The organism is Caballeronia sp. BCC1704 (assembly GCF_902833455.1).
Lineage (GTDB): Bacteria > Pseudomonadota > Gammaproteobacteria > Burkholderiales > Burkholderiaceae > Caballeronia.
Window position 1 is genome coordinate 660950 of record NZ_CADFFT010000002.1, and the last position, 14815, is coordinate 675764.

Below are 14815 nucleotides of genomic sequence, written 5' to 3' on the forward strand. Positions count from 1 at the left end.
TTGCCGACCAACGGGCTGTATCACTACAACACGTCGCCGAACGCGGCCTACCTGATCGCCACCGATCCGCGCCTGACGAGCTACACGAGCTTCATCTCCAGCGACTACATGCTCAAGGCGCTGAACCTTGATCCGCAGAACATCGAGAAGCGTCTGGGCGATGGCCTCTACGAAGAGCAACTCGTGCGCAATCAGATCACGCAACTGACCGGTCGCGTGTATCTCGAAGGCTATACGAACAACGAGGACGAGTATCGCGCGTTGATGAACAACGGCGTGAACTTCGCGCAGCAGTTCAATCTCAGGCCCGGCATGGCGCTCTCGGCTGCGCAGATGGATGCGCTCACGAGGGACATCGTGTGGCTGGTCGATCAGACGGTGACTTTGCCCGATGGCAGCGTGCAGCATGTGCTCGCGCCCGTGGTCTACATGGCGCAGGCGCATGCGAACGATCTTCAGCCGACCGGCGCACTCATCAGCGCCGACGATGTGGAGATTCACGCGACCGGCAGCGTTACGAACAGCGGCGTGATCAAGGGCGGCACGCAGACGGTCATCACCGGCACGGACATTCTGAATCGTGGCGGTAGTATCGGTAGCAATGGCACGACGGTCATTTCCGCGACGAACGACGTCATCAACGCCTCGGGCCGCATCTCGGGCAACCGCGTGGCGGTGCTGGCGGGCAACGACATCGTCAATACGACACTCACCGATGCGGTCGGCGTGAGCTCGGCGGCGGGCAGCAGCAAGGTGAATCAGACGCTGGTCGGCGCGCAAGGCACGATCGCCTCGACGGGCGACATGGTGGTCGCGGCCGGTCACGATCTGACGGTGCACGGCGCGAATATCAGCGCAGGCGGTAACGCGCAGATCACGGCCGGGCATGACATCGTGGTCGATGCGGTGCAGTCGACGACATCGCAATCGACGACGTATCGCGCGGATCGTTACGCGAACCGCGAGAGCACGGTGAACGAGACCAGCGGCATCAGCGCGGGCGACAGTCTCGCGATGCAGTCGGGCAACGACGCCACGTTCAAGGGCGCGCAGGTGAGCGCGGGCAAGGACATGGCGGTCGTCGCTGGCGGCAATCTGACGGCGACAAGCGTGACCGATAGCGCGAAGGTCGACGACGTCTATCACAGCAAGAAGCGCAGTCAAGAGAGTCACGACTACGACGAGCAAGCGGTTGGCACGAGCTTCTCGGCGGGTGGCAATGCGACGCTCGCGGCGGTGAGCGCGGACAAGAGTAAGGGCAACGTGACGCTCACCGGCTCGACGCTTACCACTGAGACAGGCGCGGCGAACATCGTCGCAACGGGCGATGTCACGCTCAACGAAGCGCGCGAGGAGCACGACAGCTACAGCTACGTGCACGCCGAACGCGGTAGTTCGCTGCACAAGACCACGACCGATGACATGCAAAACACGCAGTCGAACATCGGCGTGGGCAGCACCGTGTCGGGTGATTCGGTCAACATCAATGCGGGCCATGACGTGAGCGTCAAGGGCTCGACGGTCGCGGGCACGAACGATGTCAGTCTCGCAGCGTCCCATGACTTGACGATCACGACGTCGGAGGACACCAACAGCTCGCACGAATTTCACGAGAAGAAGACCACGGGCTTCGGCACGGCGGGCATCGGCATCTCGTACGGCACCGTCGATACCAAGGACAGCGTCACGTTGCCCTTGCTCTTGTCCGTGCTAACAGCCGCCAGCGTCGCATTGCCGCCCGCCGAGAAGCTGGTGCCAACCGCTTGCTCGTCGTAATCGTGGCTTTCCTGGCTGCGCTTCTTGCTGTGATAGACGTCGTCGACCTTCGCGCTATCGGTGACGCTCGTGGCCATCAGATTGCCGCCCGCGACGACCGTCATGTCCTTGCCCGCGCTCACCGACGCGCCCTTGAGCAGGACCTGCAGCCTTCTACTGAACGTCATCTAGACTTACTTCCACGAGAGAACAATTACGGCTTGCCCCATTCTAGGATCTATAGAAGACGTAACGTCGCCCCAAGTAAAGTCGTATGTCCGGTTCTGCGAATCCTGCCTGTGTGGGGAGCCCCATAACGCTCGCAACGCAGCGTCGTTCTGCGCTTGGACGTCTACCGCAGATACGCCACCGTCCGGGTGCAGGGAGAACCGCACCTGCCTCAACTGTTCGTGATGGAAGTACAAAGCAATGCTTGCTGGCCTTCCCAAAAGCGTAAGGGGCGAGAGCGCAAGGGCTCGCCACCCTGTGCCCATATCAATGTTGTGCACCACTGCTACGTTGGCAGAAAGTACGGGGCCCACCGGCATGTTTTGCTCAAGCCAGAGCCCGTTTGATAGGGTAATACTTCCGTCATGAATATCTATTACTTGGTTCATGAGTCTACTTTTTGAGCGGAATCGAGAACATGCGAGCTAACGACTCTTTGTAGCTAGGTATGAATAGCTGAGGTGCACCGCCGGGGCCGTGCTGCGAATTGGCAAGCGTTGCGGCGCTGTAAGCTGCCGTTGTATTCGAGTTCACGCTGTAGACGGTAACACCGCTGCGATACGGTGGATAAGATGGATTGGTTAAGTTCGGCTGTGTTTGCAAAGCTTGATAGTAGCTTTGCGCGCTCCCATCAGTCCCATTGAATCCGCTAAGCGTTGTGTAGTAAGCCGATTGTCCCGGCGCGGCTCCAATTACGAAGGTACCGCGCGAAAGTGTGACATCCGTGTACTGATCAACCGTCCTTCCGGGTGTTTCACGGTCTTAACTGTATATGACGCTTAGGCGTTGGGCGCATCAAGAAAGTCATGCGGGAACAGTTCGTCGGGCGGCAATCCGACCGTTGAAATCACCTTGCCCTGCTCTGTGTCCGAGTCTCCGAATACTCTCCAGGCACCAGACGCGGGAATCATGAAATAGGCGTCCGTAAATGTTGGAGCGAATGCCTGGCTTAGGTTTCCACCGGGCGTTTCATACAGAGCAGTCGTGTACTCCTCCTCAGTCATCCCAGTCGATAACGACACTGCCGGGAACTTCCCGCATGCACGATAGAATGAATCGTCGGCCGCCTTCTCGACGTCGACGAAATAAATAGTATCGTCTGAGCTGCGTTTTGCCAGTTCGACGATATATGGCCAAAAACCTCTGACATTGAACTCGATCCAGTCGATAGAGCGGATCGACAAACCGGACGCTCCGGAAGCCTCCGAAATATCGGCGAACGATTTCACCTGTTCGAGCAGGCGGTTGAAGAGCGCTGAGTCAGTGACATAACCCATGAAATTCTCCTCTACTTAAGTCGAAGCTTGCTCACGGTCTTGCCGTCAACTCGATAGTCAACCGACGGACCGCCTGTCGACGTCGCGTTATTGCGGACAGTGTACTGGACGTTGCCATTGCTATACACAGTCACATCCTTGGGACCGCCTTTCGGATCGGCAGTGAACCCATTCATAAGCAGACTCTGTTCGAATTCCTCGCGCGTTAGACCAATCGCAGCATTTGGAGTGCTCATCCCTTTTGTGATGCTTGTCCAATCCGTCGCCATGCCTGCCGCTGGCAACGGCCCGCCACCCGCAGTGTAAGTGTCTGGCTGCGCATCTCCTGACATTGGACCGCCTGCGGTAGGCAGAATGTTCAGGTGCGTGTCAGTCACATCATTTCCCGCAACGTTCTCATGGCCCGGTCTTTCGTCCGCCTTAAGTCGGTGGTTCTGATGGTGCCGTCGACGTTGGTCGTGAGCGTGTTGTAGTAGAGCGTCGTGGGCGTGCCGTTGATGTTCACCACCACCGAGCGATCGACCGCGTTCGGCCCGCTCGTGCTCGACACGATGTCGGAGGCGCTGAACGTATCGTTGCGCGGCTTGCTGTAATAGTCGTCCCAGACTTCCTGCGTGCAGGACGTGTGGCTGTCCGGGCCGCCCGTGCCGCACGGCATGTACTTCGCGCGCTTGGTCTGGTGCAGCGAGTCGACATCCGTCGTCACTGTTTCTACTGTGGGCGCGGGCCGCGTGTTGTTCAGCGTGTTTGCAGCGACTTCGAGATTGCCTTGCGCTTCGATCGTCGACTGATCGTTCGTCACCGTATTCGCACGATTGACGAGCGGGCCGTTCGAATCGCGCGTGGCGTCGCCGCCGATGGCGATATCGCCCAAGCTGAAGACGTTCGCGCCGTTTCTCGTATAGCCGATGGCCTGGACAGCGAGAGCGCACGCGCGGCGCTGCATGCGATCGTGGGATGCGCGGGTGCGGCGGCGGCCAGTGGCAACTGCGGAGCCGGCGCGATGGGCGCGGCGGCCAGCAGTGTGATCGGCAGCTTGCTTGGACCGACGAAAGATATGTCGGCAGACGATCGGCTGGCGCGTGAGAATCTGGTGAACAGCCTGGTGGCTGGTGTGGCCGCAGGCATGGGGGCGAGCGGGGCGGAGACTGCGACGGCGGCGGGTGCGGCGCAGATCGAGGTGCAGAATAATCAGGTGGCGCTGCCGCTGCCGCCGATGTTCACGCCGGGCGATGCGAAGGCACCGTTCAAAATACCCGGGCTGGAATGGCTGACGGGCAATAAGGGCGATGGCGTGATCGCTGATCCGGCGGTGTAGCTTGATCCAAACGCGGGCGTGCATGCGTCGCCCATCCCGGAGCAGTTGGCCAACGATACAATCTTTACGCCAATCGTCGATACGGTGAATGGCTGGATCGATTCCGTCAAGACGATGCTCGGTGCAGACGGAGCACAGTTCCCTAGCAAAACTATTTGGAAAGGAGACGGCAAAGAGCGAATTGACGTGGAAAATCCGAACCCTGGCCAACGTCCTGGACAGATTCATTATCAGGATACGGAGATCGTGCTCCAGCATCGCAACAACACATTCTTCGAAACGGGGCTGACCGATCGCCATTACTTCGGCGGGGCGCAATTCGACGGCACGCTCGCGTATCGGCAAGGCATTAACGATTTCGGCGCAACAGGGGATCCCTCGCAGCCGGCAGATGCCAACATTGCGCCGACGCCCGCAACGAAGCCAACAGGTCCGACCTACCTGTTTCACATGGCTGTGCTGGATGCGAACCTGTCCGTGCCATTCGCAATCGCATCTCAACCGCTTCGATACGTGACGACGTTCCACGGTCAATACACGAACGACACGCTGTTCTACCTCGACGATATAACCATCGGCAGTCGATACACCGTGCGCGGTTTCGATGGTGAGCAGATGCTGGCGGGCGAGAAGGGTTTCTATTGGCGCAACGAACTGCAAGCGCCGCTTGGCAAGAGCGGACAGACGCTATACGCGGGCATCGACTACGGCCACGTATTCGGACCGAACACGGCCTTTCTTGCAGGGACGCAACTCGTCGGCGCGGTGATCGGTATTCGAGGGGGCGTACCGTCGAAGTATGCCGGCTTCAGCTACGACCTGTTCGCCGGCACGCCGCTTTACAAGCCAGCCACGTTGAATACGTCACGCGTGACAGTCGGTTTCCAGATGACCGCTCAGTTCTAAGGTCACAGGGATGCGTCAGCCCTACCGTCGCTGCCGAAAGGCCACGAGCGCAGCCAACGGGCCGCTGGCCGGCCGCTACGCTTGGCGCTGCGCTCGGGCAACGCCGGGCGACGAAGCAGCGGCCGCCAGGCTCGAACGGCATGAGACGACTGCGCCGGAGCGGAAACTGCATCGAGCTTCCACGGGTGGCCCGGCGCCTGACCGCGACCGTACGAGAATCGCCTACTGACGCCGCGAGGCCGCGTCGAGCGACCTGGCTCACGTGACATGACTCGCGATCGCCGGGGCTATCGTCCCCGCTACCGGGTCACCATTGCGAACGCCATGCAATGACGGTCAGCGATTTGCAGCCTTGGCTGTCCGAATCCGCGAGCGCTGAATGGCGTTGGTGGCCCAGCGTGGTGCGGCGTGGGTAGGGCGCGTTAGCGAGACTGCTGGACGGCTATCGCTTACGATGCGCGCCCAGGCAAAAGCGGGAAACGCAAGGCCGAAAGCCTAGCGAACGAAGCATAGAGCCGCACCTATGGCGGAAGCGCTTGATACGATTCACGAGGCTCGCATCTAAAGCCGACGACGTATGAAGAATGCAAATCTCGCAATGACCGACAGAGTCGGCCATTTTGAGGGCTATTAGTGCATCCTTGGTTAACGCCGGCTTCCGCTGCCTTCTGCATCGTTCACTGGATCGCGCCCGTACATATTGCATACGTTGACCAAATGACCCCGCCATGCACACCGCTGTCGACCGAATCCCCCGCCGACGTCCGGGCGTGGCTCGTCGACATCGATCTGAGCGCGTCGTTGCGGGAAGCAGGCGACGGCGTCTTGCATCCCGACGAACTCGAACGCGCAGCCCGCTTCCTGCGACATGAAGACGCCGCCCGCTTCGCCACGATGCGCGCGGCGCTGCGCCGCCTGCTCGCCGCTCAACTGGGTGGCTCGCCCGCGAGTCTCGCGCTTGTCTCGGACGCGAACGGCCGCCCCACGCTCGCCATCCCCAACGCCCCCGATCTCAACATCGCCCATTCGGGCGCGCTTGGATTAATCGCGATGTCATTCGAGCGGCGCGTGGGTGTCGATATCGAAGAGGCGCGGCATTCATTCGACTGGCGCGAACTGCAAGCGACCGTTCTGCACGCTGCAGACCAGCGCGTCATCGACACCCTGCCGCAAGCCGATCAGCCCGACGCTTTCTTCGCATGCTGGACCGCCAAAGAGGCGGTGCTGAAGGCGCATGGCGTGGGCATCGGCAGCCAGGCGTTGGGGATGCACGGCTTTTCGGTCCTGCCGCGCGATGGCGCGCGCTATGCGTTGTCCAATGAAGCAGGCGCGTATCGCGCTGTATCGCTCGCCGTGCCTCGAGGCTATGCGGCCGCGCTGGCGTGGTCGGCCGAGTGAGCGTCAGACCGTGTGATTGCGCATCAGATCGCGATGCGTGAGATACAGACGCAGATCGAACTCGATCTGATGGTAGCCCGGCTGCATCAACTCGCACAGGCGATAAAACGCCTTGTTGTGGTCGCTCTCCTTGAGATGCGCGAGTTCGTGCACGACGATCATCCGCAGAAATTCGGGCGCCGTGTCCTTGAACAGCGACGCGATGCGAATCTCCTTCTTCGCCTTGAGCTTGCCGCCTTGCACGCGCGAGATGGCGGTATGCAGGCCGAGCGCGTGCCGGAGCACGTCGAGCTTGCTGTCATAGCAAACTTTGTCGATGGCCGGTGCTACGCGCAGAAATTCGTTCTTCAGATCGGCGCAGTACTGATACAGCGCGCGGTCCGACTGGATGGCATGCTTCGAGGGATAGCGTGCGTCGAGATACGGCCCGAGCTGCTGCTGGGCGATGAGTCGGCGCACCTTTTCCTGAAGCGTGCTCGGGTAGGCGCTCAGGTATTTCAGGTGTTGCATGACGGCTGACGAGGGTAGAGGGCCTTGGCGGGATACGTCGACGCGCGCCGGTAGTCGCGCAACGCTGCCATTAGTCATTTTAGTCATAGACGCGCGAGCTCGCCGCCGCGCCGTGCGAATGGTGTTCCAGCGCACGCAATTGCGTAAGTTTGTGTATCGCGCCGCACACTGAAGCATGCGCCGTGCGAATATGCGCGCTTTCTTAAGCAAGCGGTTCAAGGCAGGTTCACATGGCATCGAGCAAGGCCCATCATGCGACGGGATGGGCGGCGGGAATCATCGCGGCGGCGCTGGTCACGAAGGCGGCAGGCGTCGATTATCTCGCCTGCGCGCTCGCCGTTCTGGGCGGCGTGATCGGGGCGACCGCGCCGGACTGGCTCGAAGTGGCGTGGTGGACCCGCAAGCGCAAGCTGTGGATCACGCATCGCACGCTCACGCATTGGGGCGTGGGCTGGGCCGCGCTTCTGGCGTTGTCGTGGCATCTGCTCGCGAAGCACCCCGCCGTGCCGTTCGCATTCGGTTTCGCGTGCGGCGGCATCATGCATTTGCTGGCGGACTGGCCGAACCCGCTCGGCGTCCCCTGGATTGGTGGACGCCATTCGTTGAGATTGTGGACGAGCGGGCATTGCGACCTCATCGTCGTCGGCGCTGCGTGGATCGCGGCACTTTATGTCGCCGACGGTGTCTGGTTTCATCATGCGTATGGCCGCATGCTGCTCAACGCGTTGCGCGTCTGATCGCAATAGAATCCTGCCAGTTCTCACCACGCTACCGGACCTCGACCCATGCATATGAATCAAGCGCGAAACCGCATCTTTCTCGTCCTCTTCGTTTTGGTCACGCTCATGCTCGGCGGATGCGCGGGCTTCATGAACCGCGATGCGTTGCGCGTCAGCGTTGCAGGCATTGAGCCGCTCGAAGGGCAGGGGCTCGAGATGCGCTTCGCCGTCAAGCTGCGCGTGCAGAATCCAAACGATACGTCGATCGACTTCGACGGCGTCGCGCTCGATCTGGATGTGAACGGCCGCGCTTTCGCGAGCGGCGTGAGTCCGCAGCGCGGATCCGTGCCGCGTTTCGGCGAACTGGTCGTGTCCGTGCCGGTGACGGTGTCGGCGTGGTCGGTCGCGCGGCAAGCGTTGGGCTACGTGAGCGGCGACGAGGTGACCAAGGTGTCGTACGTCGCGCGTGGTCGTCTTGCGGGCGGGCCGTTCGGCGGCGCGCGCTTCTCCGACCAGGGCACGATCGATTTTCCGACCGGAAGCGGCGCTTTCGGCTATTAATCTGTCACTGCACATGCAACGAGCGCCCGAAGGCGCTCGTTTAATCAACGGCTCGTTAATGCACGCGCCTAGTGCGTGACGTGCAGGCCGTTTGCGTCGTCGTGGTGGAATTCGACGTGCGCGTTGCCCGGCGCTGCGTCGTGACGGGCGATCTCTTCCTCATGCTTGTGTTCTTCACGCGCCGCACGCGCATCGCGTTCGTTGCGGGCATCGCGCTCGCGTGCTTCGTCGACGCGCTCGCGGTGCTCCTTGCGCTCGAGTCGCAGATGGCGCTCGGCTTCGTGTGACTTGGCGAATGCACCCGCCGACAGGCAGGCGATGAGAGCAGCAGCAAACAGCTTTTTCATGTCGAACTTCCTTACTGTGAACATTGTGGACCGGATGATCCGCAATGCCCAAACAAACGCTCCCATTGGCCACGCGTTGACGCCTGTTGCTTTGGTGTAAGGACATTCAACAATGTTTCGCAGATCGGCGCTAAGTGACGGCGCCCGATGTAAGCAACGGATGTTTAACGGCGCATGAAGTAAGGCGTGCGAAGCAATGAAAGGAGTACTGCCTATCACAACGCGCGGTTTCGGAAACTTTGGCCGATGCATGCTAGATATCGTGCGCGAAATTGCGGCTCCTCGTCTTTACATTTCGTAATCGCAAGACTTTAATCAACGAGCGGACGAAGCCGTCCGTCATCGCAATCCGCTTCCTCTCCGATGCTTAGCGTCGGTGGCGCGCGAAGCAGAATTCTTGCGCTTTCACGTTCCAGATGGCAGGTCGGGCACGTCGCGGCGCGCTTCTCATGCAGCGAGGTCATCCATGATCAACTTCCCGGTCGACGCAATCGACACGCTCAAATCCGCCGTGCGCGGCAAAGTCATTTCGCCCGACGACTCCGACTACGACGAAGCACGCAAAGTATGGAACGCAACCATCGACAGGCGCCCGGCGCTCATCGTGCGTTGCGCGGGAACGGCCGACGTGATCGCAGCGCTCGGGTTCGCGCGCGAACACGGCGCGCTGCTTTCGATACGCGGCGGCGCGCACAATATCGCGGGCAGCGCGGTGAGCGACGATGCACTCATGATCGACCTGTCCGCGATGAAGTCCGTACGTATCGATCCGCAAGCGAAACGCGCCTATGTCGAGCCGGGCGCGCTGCTCTCCGACTTCGATCACGAAGCACAGGCCTTCGGTCTCGCGACGCCGCTCGGCATCAACTCGACGACGGGCGTGGCGGGCCTCACGTTAGGCGGCGGCTTCGGGTGGATCAGCCGCAAATATGGCGTGACGGTGGACAATCTCGTCGCCGCGGACATCGTGACGGCAGACGGCCAGTGGCGCCGCGTCAGCGCGGAATCCGAGCCAGACCTTTTCTGGGCGCTGCGCGGCGGCGGCGGCAACTTCGGCATCGTGACGATGTTCGAATTCCGCTTGCACGAAGTCGGGCCGCAGATTTATGGCGGGCTCGTCGTGTATCCGCTCGAACAGGCGGATCAGGTGTTGCCGAAATATCGCGCGTTCATCGCCGACGCGCCTGACGACCTGACGGTATGGGCGGTCCTGCGCCTGGCGCCCCCACTACCGTTCTTGCCGGCCGACGTGCATGGCAAGCCGGTCATTGCGCTTGCGTGCTGCTATATCGGTGACATCGGGCGCGGTCCCGAGGCGCTGCAGACCGTGCGTGAATTCGGCACGCCGTACGGCGAGCATCTCGGCCCGATGCCTTTTACCGCATGGCAGAAGGCGTTCGATCCATTGCTGACACCCGGCGCGCGCAATTATTGGAAGTCTCACAACTTCGCCGCGCTCGACGACGAGACGTTGCGCATTCTCACGGATGCCGTGAAGGCGTTGCCGTCGCCGCATTGCGAGATCTTCATCGGCGCGATGGCCGGCCAGACCAACCGCGTTCCCGCGAATGCGACCGCTTACGCGAATCGCGATTCGGTATTCACCATCAACATACACGGTCGCTGGACCGAAGCTGCGGACGACGACACCTGCACGCAATGGGCGCGCGACATGTTTACCGCGCTGACGCCGCATGCGCTGGGCAGCGTCTACGTGAATTTCCTGACGGGTGACGAGGGTGATCGCGTGAAAGCGGCCTATGGACCGAACTACGAGCGGCTCGCAGAAGTGAAGCGCCGTTACGATGCGGAGAACGTGTTCCGCAGTAATCAGAACATCCAGCCTGGCTAACTGTCGGCGCGCCGCGCGATTGAGCGGCGCGCGTCGTTCATCGACGTTCGACGTAGCGCTGCTCGCTCAGAGCGCTTTTGCCGTTGTCGTCATAAACGAGCATGCGCGTTTCGCTGCTCAAGCACGCTTGCAGCACGCCGAGGAATCTTGCGTCCACGGCAAGACGCAATCGATTGAAGCGATGCTGCTGCCTCGCGTGGTCAAGATACGAAGCAATGGATCGAGCGAATGTCTCGCGGTCTTTGTCGCTTGCCTCATTGCGCGACCGAGCGGTGTTCCTAATGTCCTCGACTTGCTGAAGATCGACTTTGAGTCCGCGCGTTTCGAAGATGCGGGCGCGATGCTCGTCGGCGGCAAGAACCCACGTAATGGCGGTCATGATGCTTCCTCCTGTTCGCCCGGCTTCGAGCGACGCTCGCGCCATTGTGCGCCGATTCGCGACGCTCAACAGCCCGACGTGCTGCGGCGTTGCAGCATGGCGCCGGGTTTGCGCGAAGCGTTCATGTAGTGCAAACGGCCGCTACAGCTAATAGGGAGGATGGCCGCCGCGCGCTTGTGCGTCGCGGTAATAGTCGCGCAGCATATCTTGATACAGAGGGCGCCTTGCCCCGATAGGACAAACGGGCGCGTTGGCGCCGGTTTCGTAGAAACCGCAATGACCGGCTTATCCCGGCAGTGCGTGAGCGTCGGAGGCGGACCGAGGCTTGCGAGCGCCGCCGAGCTTATTGATATTCACTGGCGCTTTCGTAGTCGCTTGGAATTGCGCGACTGTTCAAGATGCCGTTCCTTTGCTGCAATTGCCGCCAATGACTCCGCTCAGATTCTCACGTTTCGCTCCACATGCGCAGCAGGTTGTGATAACAGCCGACGAGCGAGCGTTTCGCGGCTTCATCGCCATTCGTCGCATTGAGACGCTGTATCGAGTTGTCGAGATCGAAAAGCAGCGCGCGTTGCGCATCGTCGCGTACGAGGCTTTGCGCCCAAAAGAAGCTGGACACGCGCGCGCCGCGCGTGACTGGACGCACTTGATGCAGGCTCGTTGCCGGATACACGATGGCATGGCCCGCGGGGAGCTTCACTTCCTGCACGCCGTACGTGTCTTCGATGACGAGTTCGCCACCGTCGTAATCTTCAGGGCGCGACAGAAAGAGCGTGATCGATACGTCCGTGCGAACGCGTGCGCCGTGGCCCGGCACGATGCGAATGGCGCCATCGACGTGACTGCCGAAATGCATGCCACCTTCATAGCGATTGAAAAGCGGCGGATACACGCGGTTGGGCAGCACCGCGCTGATGAAAAGCGGATGACGTTCGAGCGCACCGACGATCACATCGCCCATTTCGCGGGCGATGGCGGAGCCTTCGGCAATCTGTTGATTGCGTTTGACGGGCGCGCCTTGATAACCTGCGGTGGCGCGGCCGTCGACCCATGAGTCGGTGTCGGCTTCGAGGCGCGAGCGCATGGCGGCGGCGTCTTCGGCGCTCAAGACGCCCGGTATCGAAAGAATCATTGCGTGGGCTCGGTGTGAGTCACTGCGCGCGCCAACGTGCAAGTGACGCGCGCTTATGGTCAAAGGTGCATCAGCGGAAGCGGTAATTCAACGTCGCGAGGAACGTGCGGCCAAGGCCCGGCACCGCGCGCCCGCCGTCGGACGGAATCAGGGCGTCGTAGTACTTCTTGTCGGTCAAGTTCAGCACGTTCAACTGGATATCGTAGCGTTTCTGATGATACGCGGCCATTGCATCCCATCGCGTATAGCCGCCGACCTGCACGAGGTTGTTGTTGGCCGCATAGCGCGATGACACATACGATGGACCGCCGCCAAATTCCCAGTTCGGCGTGACGTTATACGTGGACCACAGCGTGAGCATGTGATGCGGCGTGTTGGCGAGCGTGTGGCCGGTGGTGCCGTCGAGCGCCTTCTGTACGGTGCCGTCCATGTACGTATAGCCGCCGAACACCTGCCACTTGTTCGTGATGTGGCCCGCGACGCCGAGTTGATAGCCGCGCACGCGCACATCGCCATCGAGCGTGTATTCGCCGGTGGAGACCTGCGTGCGCGCGTTGGTTTTCTCGATGTTGAAGAGCGACTGCGTCACCGAAAGCCCGCCGTTCAGCAAGTCCCACTTCGAGCCGATCTCATACGAACGGTTCTTCTCGGGCGGCGTGTTCTGCTGGTTGTTGGTAAGCGTAAGCGCTTCGAGCGACGGATTGAACGACGTGCCATACGACACGTAATACGACTGCCATTCGGTCGGTTGCCACACAATGCCGGTGCGCACGCTCGTGAAGTAGTTCGTCTGCGTGGCATAGCGCGGTGCGTTGATCGAGTTATGGATCGATGCTTCATAGCGGTCCCAACGCACGCCCCCAATCCACTTCCAATGCTCGCCGATCGAGATAGTGTCGTTGAGATAGAGCCCGATGCCGTTCGCGCTGGATTCCGCGAGATTGGTGGCGACCTCGCGATAATTCGACGGGCGCGTCGTATAAGTCGGATCGACGAGCGGCACGATAGCGAGCGTATTGGACGACAGGCCCGGCGTGGTGGCAGTGAACGTCTGGTTGCTATAGGTCTCGTGGCTCAGATCGACGCCGACGAGCATGTCGTGCTTGAGAAAGCCCGTCGCGAACTTGCCTTCAAAGTCGGTCGTGTTGTACACCGAGTGGTCGTTGATATTGCGGTCCTTGCCTTGAAGGCGCACGTAAAGCGAAGAGAGGGGCAGCGTCGTGTAGTTTCCGTTGGTCAACGCAGTGGACGTGTTGAGCGGTCCGGTCAGCACGGCGGCCGCGTTCGTCGCGCGCGCTTCGGTGCTGTAGTGACTGAATTGCGTCTGATTGCGCAGCGTGAAGACATCGTTGAAGCGGTGCTCCACGCGTGCGTTAAGCGTTTGCACGTCCTGAATCGTGCGGTCATCGGTGAAGCCATAGAACGTCTTCGTATCGACCGGTGCCGGATGCCCGTTGAGCGGCGGAATGCCGTAGTCGGGCTGATCGCGGTTGTGCTGAATGAGGGCGGATAGGGTCACTTGCGTCGGCGTGCCGATGCCGAACTTCACTTCCGGCGCGACGCCGTAATCCTTGCTCTTCATCTGGTCGCGAGTCGAGCCCAGATCCTGACCGAACGCGTTGATGCGAAACGCGGAAGTCTCGGTCATCGGCTGATTGATGTCGACGGTCGTGCGGTAGCGGTCGTGCGTGCCCGCCTGCACGGAAACATCGGCGCGCGGCTTCAGCTCCGGCTGCTTGCTCACCTGATTGATGACGCCGCCTGTCGAGCCGCGCCCAAAATAAAGGGACGACGGCCCATACAGCACGTCGATGGATTCGAGGTTGAACGTATCGCGATAGTACTGGCCGCGGTCGCGAAAGCCGTCGAGATAGATATCGGTGCGCGCGGTGAAGCCGCGCAAGTTGATGTTATTGCCGATCTGGCCGCCTTCCGCTGCGCCGAGCGTGACGCCCGGTACGTTGCGCAGCGCGTCCGAGAAAGAGCTAACCGCCTGCGACTGCAGAACCGCTTTCGGCACGACGACGACTGCCTGCGGGATGTCGCGCAATGCGGCGGGCACTTTTGCGCCGACGCTCGATACTTCGGGCTGGAAGTCGCGCGACGTGTCGCTTTGTCCCGTCACCTTGACGGCGGGCAGAGCGGCGGTTTCAGGCGCCGCCGTGGCGGAATCCGCGTTCGCGCTTGCGGCGCCGTTGGTGCTATCTGCGGAGCCGCTCTGAACGGAGGCGGCGGCTCGCGTGCTTTCTGTTGCCGTTTGCGCGTAGAGCGGCGCGGCCATCGGCATGGCAGCCATACTCACCAAGGCCGCGGCGAGCGGCGTTTTCCTCAGCATATCGTTCCCCGATATTTTGTTAATGAATTCGGAACGACGACGGACCGGCTGTCCGTTCGTCCTGCTTCACCTGCATCCGCGCGTCAGCGGTGCTAAAT

At 61.1% G+C, this 14815-nt stretch carries 13 protein-coding genes and 1 pseudogene; 7 read left to right on the top strand and 7 right to left on the bottom strand.

Annotation, left to right across the window (positions count from 1 at the left end):
* On the top strand, positions 1-1776 hold the full coding sequence (locus tag HWX53_RS12680; protein WP_347879155.1) for an S-layer family protein: 1776 nt from the start codon (positions 1-3) through the stop codon (positions 1774-1776).
* A gap of 986 nt (positions 1777-2762) precedes the next feature.
* Here the strand turns inward: HWX53_RS12680 and HWX53_RS12685 are convergent.
* Positions 2763-3260, bottom strand: a complete 498-nt coding sequence (locus HWX53_RS12685) for a hypothetical protein (RefSeq protein ID WP_175941247.1) — start codon at positions 3258-3260, stop codon at positions 2763-2765.
* A gap of 373 nt (positions 3261-3633) precedes the next feature.
* Positions 3634-4062, bottom strand: a complete 429-nt coding sequence (locus tag HWX53_RS12690) for a hypothetical protein (protein WP_175941249.1) — start codon at positions 4060-4062, stop codon at positions 3634-3636.
* On the opposite strand from HWX53_RS12690, the gene HWX53_RS12695 reads away from it, so the two are divergent.
* From HWX53_RS12695 to HWX53_RS12705, 3 genes and pseudogenes are all read left to right on the top strand, one after another.
* Positions 4030-4578 (top strand): hypothetical protein, encoded by a 549-nt coding sequence (locus HWX53_RS12695; RefSeq protein ID WP_175941251.1) that lies wholly within the window; start codon positions 4030-4032, stop codon positions 4576-4578. The two genes, HWX53_RS12690 and HWX53_RS12695, sit on opposite strands and share 33 nt — an antisense overlap.
* A 234-nt stretch (positions 4579-4812) precedes the next feature.
* Positions 4813-5484 (top strand): annotated as a pseudogene (locus HWX53_RS12700) (ShlB/FhaC/HecB family hemolysin secretion/activation protein); the annotation flags it as partial.
* 717 nt (positions 5485-6201) lie between these two features.
* On the top strand, positions 6202-6882 hold the full coding sequence (locus HWX53_RS12705; RefSeq protein WP_175941254.1) for a 4'-phosphopantetheinyl transferase superfamily protein: 681 nt from the start codon (positions 6202-6204) through the stop codon (positions 6880-6882).
* Positions 6883-6885: 3 nt separating this feature from the next.
* Here HWX53_RS12705 and HWX53_RS12710 read toward each other — a convergent pair whose 3' ends face one another.
* Positions 6886-7392 (bottom strand): M48 family metallopeptidase, encoded by a 507-nt coding sequence (locus HWX53_RS12710; RefSeq protein WP_175941256.1) that lies wholly within the window; start codon positions 7390-7392, stop codon positions 6886-6888.
* A 230-nt stretch (positions 7393-7622) separates the two neighbouring features.
* Between HWX53_RS12710 and HWX53_RS12715 the strand changes: the two genes are divergently transcribed.
* Together HWX53_RS12715 and HWX53_RS12720 are read left to right on the top strand one after the other, a co-directional pair.
* Positions 7623-8129, top strand: a complete 507-nt coding sequence (locus tag HWX53_RS12715; RefSeq protein ID WP_175941258.1) for a metal-dependent hydrolase — start codon at positions 7623-7625, stop codon at positions 8127-8129.
* Between the two features lie 54 nt (positions 8130-8183).
* Positions 8184-8672, top strand: coding sequence for an LEA type 2 family protein (locus HWX53_RS12720; protein ID WP_244140139.1), 489 nt, complete (start codon positions 8184-8186; stop codon positions 8670-8672).
* A 68-nt stretch (positions 8673-8740) separates the two neighbouring features.
* Here HWX53_RS12720 and HWX53_RS12725 read toward each other — a convergent pair whose 3' ends face one another.
* A complete protein-coding gene (locus HWX53_RS12725) occupies positions 8741-9271 on the bottom strand; it encodes a hypothetical protein (protein ID WP_175941261.1) in 531 nt (176 codons plus the stop codon).
* A 214-nt stretch (positions 9272-9485) separates the two neighbouring features.
* On the opposite strand from HWX53_RS12725, the gene HWX53_RS12730 reads away from it, so the two are divergent.
* The gene (locus HWX53_RS12730; RefSeq protein WP_175941263.1) at positions 9486-10871 is read left to right on the top strand and encodes an FAD-binding oxidoreductase; all 1386 of its coding nucleotides are present in this window, start codon (positions 9486-9488) and stop codon (positions 10869-10871) included.
* 37 nt (positions 10872-10908) lie between these two features.
* Here the strand turns inward: HWX53_RS12730 and HWX53_RS12735 are convergent, their stop codons facing one another.
* The 3 genes from HWX53_RS12735 to HWX53_RS12745 form a co-directional block, all read right to left on the bottom strand.
* Entirely contained in the window at positions 10909-11295 is a 387-nt protein-coding gene (locus tag HWX53_RS12735; RefSeq protein ID WP_347879156.1) for a host attachment protein, read from the bottom strand.
* Between the two features lie 400 nt (positions 11296-11695).
* On the bottom strand, positions 11696-12382 hold the full coding sequence (locus tag HWX53_RS12740; protein WP_175941273.1) for a Fe2+-dependent dioxygenase: 687 nt from the start codon (positions 12380-12382) through the stop codon (positions 11696-11698).
* A 70-nt stretch (positions 12383-12452) separates the two neighbouring features.
* Positions 12453-14717, bottom strand: coding sequence for a TonB-dependent siderophore receptor (locus HWX53_RS12745; protein ID WP_175941276.1), 2265 nt, complete (start codon positions 14715-14717; stop codon positions 12453-12455).
* Positions 14718-14815: the final 98 nt, after the last annotated feature.